The 3917-nt window shown below is 64.3% G+C and carries 5 protein-coding genes; 2 read left to right on the top strand and 3 right to left on the bottom strand.

What is annotated here, in order from left to right; all coding sequences use genetic code 11:
- Positions 1 to 337: alpha/beta hydrolase (locus tag EOA28_RS27725; RefSeq protein WP_148670883.1), on the bottom strand; the 337-nt coding region annotated here is incomplete at its 3' end.
- A 193-nt stretch (positions 338 to 530) separates the two neighbouring features.
- On the opposite strand from EOA28_RS27725, the gene EOA28_RS27720 reads away from it, so the two are divergent.
- The gene (locus EOA28_RS27720; RefSeq protein ID WP_127253296.1) at positions 531 to 1343 is read left to right on the top strand and encodes a VOC family protein; all 813 of its coding nucleotides are present in this window, start codon (positions 531 to 533) and stop codon (positions 1341 to 1343) included.
- Between the two features lie 195 nt (positions 1344 to 1538).
- Here the strand turns inward: EOA28_RS27720 and purB are convergent, their stop codons facing one another.
- A complete protein-coding gene (gene purB, locus EOA28_RS27715; RefSeq protein WP_127253294.1) occupies positions 1539 to 2846 on the bottom strand; it encodes an adenylosuccinate lyase in 1308 nt (435 codons plus the stop codon).
- Positions 2847 to 3180: 334 nt separating this feature from the next.
- Between purB and EOA28_RS27710 the strand changes: the two genes are divergently transcribed.
- Positions 3181 to 3438: a DUF2171 domain-containing protein gene (locus EOA28_RS27710; protein WP_127386013.1), complete on the top strand. Its 258-nt coding sequence runs from the start codon at positions 3181 to 3183 to the stop codon at positions 3436 to 3438.
- Positions 3439 to 3453: 15 nt separating this feature from the next.
- Here EOA28_RS27710 and EOA28_RS27705 read toward each other — a convergent pair.
- Positions 3454 to 3917, bottom strand: a 464-nt coding sequence (locus tag EOA28_RS27705; RefSeq protein WP_189342208.1) for a P1 family peptidase, incomplete at its 5' end; no start/stop codon positions are given.

Below are 3917 nucleotides of genomic sequence, written 5' to 3'. Positions count from 1 at the left end.
GACCGAAGGTCATCAGGTGCCTCGGCCTGATTTCCGGATTGGACACATCCGGCGGCGCCACGAAGAAGGCTCCGGCGACCGGTTTCCTGAATTGCGGGATGGCCTGCACAGCGGCCGTGACGCCAAGCGAATGCGCAACGAGCACCACGGGCCGCTCAGCTTCGTTGACGGCGTTCGCCACGCTCGTCGTCCAATCCTCGCGCACGGGCTTGGTCCATTCCGCCTGCTCGACCCGGCGCGCCGTCGACAGTTTCGACTGCCAGCGGGTCTGCCAGTGCTCGGGGCCGGAATTGGTGTAGCCCGGCACGATCAGGATATCTGCGTCTTTGACTTTCATGGCGCGGATGTAGCGAGCGGCTGTGGCGGCTGCAACCCTGTCGCTAACATCGGGATGGCCGTAATTGTGAACAACTTGTTCGATTCTTGCTCTCTTGTGTGAACGATCGCAATCGACGATTTGGAGGGGGAACAAGAGCTGGCGGCCTGGAACCCCCATTTGGGGAATAGGCGCCGCCCAAACGGAGAGTTTGATGAGCGAACTGCCTTTTGCCGCGACCACCCCGGTCAGCGTGTCGCGTGTCGGGTTGAAGGCGCGCGATGCCGAGAGCCTTGCCGCCTATTATCGCGCGGTCGTCGGCCTGCAGGAATTGCGCCGCGCCGATGGCGCGATCACGCTTGGCGCCGCCAACCGGCCATTGCTGGTGCTTGAACAGGATGCTTCGGCGAAGCCCGACGATCCGCGCAGCGCCGGCCTTTTTCACACCGCTTTCCTGTTGCCGTCGCGAGCGGACCTTGGCCGCTGGATCAGCCACGCCGCCGCCAACCGTATCGGCATAGAAGGCGCCTCGGACCATCTGGTCAGCGAGGCGCTCTATCTGACCGACCCGGAAGGCAACGGCATCGAGATCTATGCCGACCGCCGTCCGCAGGATTGGAAATGGAACGGCGACAAGGTCGCCATGGCGACCGAGCGGCTGAACCTGCCGGCGGTGGTGGGCAGCGTGCCGGCGGGCGATGCCGGCTGGCAGGGCGCGCCGGAAAACACCATTGTCGGCCATGTGCATCTGCGCGTCGGCCGGCCGGAGGACGCCGAAGCCTGGTGGCATGACCAGTTCGCCTTCGACACCGTCGCAAAATATGGCAGCCAGGCGGTGTTCCTGTCGTCCGGCCATTACCACCATCATATCGGCGCCAATGCCTGGCAGAGCGCCAGTGCCGGCCGTCGCGATCCGTCACGCTCAGGTCTCGCCTGGGTAGAGATGCGCTCGGATAATGTGAAGGATGAAACGAGCCACGAGGATCCGTGGGGCACGGTGATCAGGACGGTGCCTGGCAAGGCTTGAGCTGGCTTCGGTGGCAGTGTCTTTCTCCCCGTCACTATACGGGGAGAAATGCCCGGCAGGGCAATGAGGGGCAGCGCCGAGTCTTGAGATTGTCTTTTCGTCCGCACGGCCTATAAGCGCAGTGATCGCCTAGGGCAGCGCCGCCCCTCATCCGCCCTTCGGGCACCTTCTCCCCGCGAACGGGGAGAAGGAAGGTCAAGCTTCCCCAAACACCCGCTTGAAGATCGTGTCGACATGCTTGGTGTGGTAGCCGAGGTCGAATTTCTCGCGGATCTCGCCTTCGGAGAGGGCCGCCGTCACGTCCTTGTCGGCCAGCAGTTCCTCGAGGAAATCGGCGCCGTGCTCCCAGACTTTCATGGCGTTGCGCTGCACCAGACGGTAGGCGTCCTCGCGTGACAGGCCGGCCTGGGTCAGCGCCAGCAGCACACGCTGCGAATGCACCAGGCCTCTGAACTTGTTGAGGTTCTTCTCCATGTTCTCGGGATAGACGAGCAGCTTGTCGACGACGCCGGTGAGGCGCGCCAGCGCGAAATCCAGCGTCACCGTCGCGTCCGGCCCGATCATGCGCTCTACCGAGGAATGCGAAATGTCGCGCTCGTGCCAGAGCGCAACATCCTCCATGGCAGGCAGGGCCATCGACCGCACCATGCGGGCAAGGCCGGTGAGGTTTTCGGTCAGCACCGGGTTGCGCTTGTGCGGCATGGCCGAGGAGCCCTTCTGGCCCGGCGAGAAATACTCTTCCGCTTCCAGCACTTCGGTGCGCTGCAGATGGCGGATCTCGACGGCGAGGCGTTCGACCGACGAGGCGATCACGCCAAGCGTGGCAAAGAACATGGCGTGCCGGTCGCGCGGGATCACCTGCGTCGATACCGGCTCCGGCTTCAGCCCGAGCTTCGCCGCCACATGCTCTTCGACATAGGGCTCGATGTTGGCGAAGGTGCCGACCGCGCCGGAGATCGCACATGTCGCGATATCCTCCCGCGCGTGCACCAGCCGGTCGCGGCAGCGCGAGAACTCGGCATAGGCTTGCGCCAGCTTGACGCCGAAGGTGGTCGGCTCGGCATGGATGCCGTGGCTGCGGCCGATGGTGACAGTGTCCTTGTGCTCGAAGGCGCGGCGCTTCAGCGCGGCGAGCAGGGCGTCGATGTCGGCGAGCAGGATGTCGCTGGCGCGGGTCAATTGCACCGCAAGGCAGGTGTCCAGCACGTCCGACGAGGTCATGCCCTGGTGGATGAAGCGGGCATCCGGTCCGACGAATTCGGCGAGATGGGTGAGGAAAGCGATGACATCATGCTTGGTGACGCGCTCGATCTCGTCGATCTTGGCGACGTCGAACTTGGCCGCGCCGCCTTTTTCCCAGATGGTCCTTGCCGCTTCCTTCGGGATGACGCCCAGTTCCGCCAGCGCATCGCAGGCATGCGCCTCGATCTCGAACCAGATGCGGAAGCGGGTTTCGGGCGACCAGATGGCGACCATTTCCGGCCGGGAATAGCGAGGGATCATCTGTTTTCAGTCCTGCCTGGGAGAAGCGTCGGCCGCGTCCTAACAGAGGCGGGCCCAATGCTCAACGCTACTGCCGCTCAAACCGGATGGCTAATGCCGGTTCCCGGCAATACCTGGCCCGGCAACGCAACAGCAACACAGGATCGATCCCTTAGGTACGGCCATTTCGCGTCGCGTGGCCGCGGCCGTCATCGGTCCGACATTTGTCTCAAGGACGTCATGCCTATCACTCCATGGTGAACGAGACGTGCCGCGCGATGCATCCAATCCGGCTTTCATTTGTTATTGTCGGCCCGTCTCGCACCCGAAAGGGCACATCCAGCGGAGAACCAGCATGAGCACCGACATCAGCAAGATACGCGGACATATGGAAGTGATCGGCGCCGACGGCGTCCATATCGGCACCGTCGACAAGGTCGAGGGCGACCGGATCAAGCTGACCAAGGCCGACAGCGGCATGGGCTCGCACAAGGGCCATCACCATTATATTTCGCTCGCCCTGGTCGGGGAGATCGACGGCCAGAAGGTCTGGCTTTCCGCGAATTCCGATGTCGCCGTAACCTTCGAGGAAGAAAAGTCCGATCCGACCTGATCGGCGCCGAGCCGTTCAGCGCGACGACCAGACAGGAAACAGATCGCCTTCGGCAGGCATAGCGGCATGGACGCCGCGGCTGATCGCGCGCGCCATGGTTGCGCCGGCCGCCGCGAACAGGTCTATCGCGGCATCGGCGCCGAGCTCGATGCCACTCCTGCCGGTCGCCAGGGCGAACACCAGATCGCCGTCCGCCGGCGTATGGGTCGGCCAGATGGCGCGGGCGAAGCCGTCATGCGCCGAAATCGCCAGCCGCTTGGCCGCGGCCTTGGTCAGCACGGCGTCGGTGGCGATAACGGCGATGGTGGTGCTGCCGGCTTCCCCATGTCCGCCAACACGCCGGTCGCGGTATTTCAGGAGGATCTTCCTGGCGTCTTCGGGCAGCGGATCAGGATAGCCCAGGCCGCCGCACTCGTCGCCGATCTCGAAGGGCGCCGCCCAGAAATGGCGGCTGCCGCCGACCGTCACCGAGCCAGTAG

Origin of the sequence: Mesorhizobium sp. M2A.F.Ca.ET.067.02.1.1 (genome assembly GCF_004023285.1) — a bacterium.
In the GTDB taxonomy this organism is placed as follows: Bacteria; Pseudomonadota; Alphaproteobacteria; order Rhizobiales; family Rhizobiaceae; genus Mesorhizobium.
The sequence above is the reverse complement of the archived record's forward strand: the minus strand, read 5'-3'. Positions and strand labels throughout refer to the sequence as shown.

Coding starts and splice junctions, on each gene's coding strand:
- EOA28_RS27720 (WP_127253296.1), top strand. CDS start 531: ATGAGCGAACTGCCTTTTGCCGCGACCACCCCGGTCAGCGTGTCGCGT.
- purB (WP_127253294.1), bottom strand. CDS start 2,846: ATGATCCCTCGCTATTCCCGGCCGGAAATGGTCGCCATCTGGTCGCCC.
- EOA28_RS27710 (WP_127386013.1), top strand. CDS start 3,181: ATGAGCACCGACATCAGCAAGATACGCGGACATATGGAAGTGATCGGC.